The 926-nt window shown below is 38.2% G+C and carries 1 protein-coding gene and 1 pseudogene; both read right to left on the bottom strand.

Translation table 11 applies throughout. The features are described from left to right. Positions 1 to 535: IclR family transcriptional regulator (locus UC75_RS19555; RefSeq protein ID WP_228136997.1), on the bottom strand; the 535-nt coding region annotated here is incomplete at its 3' end. A gap of 109 nt (positions 536 to 644) precedes the next feature. Beyond that, positions 645 to 926 (bottom strand): annotated as a pseudogene (locus UC75_RS19560) (3-oxoadipyl-CoA thiolase); the annotation flags it as partial.

A 926-nucleotide genomic window follows, 5' to 3' on the forward strand; every position in this document is an offset into this window, starting at 1 on the left:
GTTCAGGAGTTGCAGCCAAACAAGCTCGACCCATTGAACTACTATGCAGTGGTAAGGTTGACCCAATTGGGCGGCGCATATTTAATGCAGTTTCAATTTGCACAACATCGATATACACCATATTTAATCGGTCACGTGTTGCCATCGCCACAGGGGCTTGAACATATTGACTCAATTCATCCATATATTGATGAGCAATATTACGAATCGAGATGTTAGATAATGCTGCATACCCTAAAGATAAAACACCAATGTCTAATGTGTATTTGGTTGAGTTAGGCAATTGTTTTAAATAACCTAAAGAAACAAGCGTATTGGTAATACGTGCAATGGTCGGTTTAGGTAAACCTGTCATTTTTGCTAATTCTTGGTTACCAAGCACCTGATTATTTGCAGAAAAGCATCTTAAAAGTTCTAAACCGCGCGCTAAAGAAGCAATAAATTGCGGGTTGTTTTCCCGATGTATATGCGAAATAGGATCTAAACGTATCTCATCAAAATTTATTGGTTTTTCAGTTTCCGTGTTTTGAGACATTCGATCCTCAAATATAATTAAAGCAATAGTTTTGCCATTATATTTCGCTATGCAAAATAAATCCATTCATCACTGCGCTGTTGTGATGAATGGATATCTGAATCAATGGTTATGAAACATTTTCAATCACCATTGCGAGTCCTTGACCTACACCAATACATAGGCTCACCACTGCATATTTCTTTTTACGGCGAATTAACTCACGAGCTACTGTTAAGCTAAGACGAGCGCCAGATGCACCAAGTGGGTGTCCAATAGCAATCGCACCACCGTTTGGGTTCACACGTGGGTCATTAAAATCAACATTTAAGCCTTTTAAACAAGATAAAACTTGTGAAGCAAAGGCTTCATTAATTTCAATAATATCCATGTCATCTAAAGTAAGGCCAGC

The organism is Acinetobacter sp. V2 (assembly GCF_001188385.1).
Lineage (GTDB): Bacteria > Pseudomonadota > Gammaproteobacteria > Pseudomonadales > Moraxellaceae > Acinetobacter > Acinetobacter oleivorans.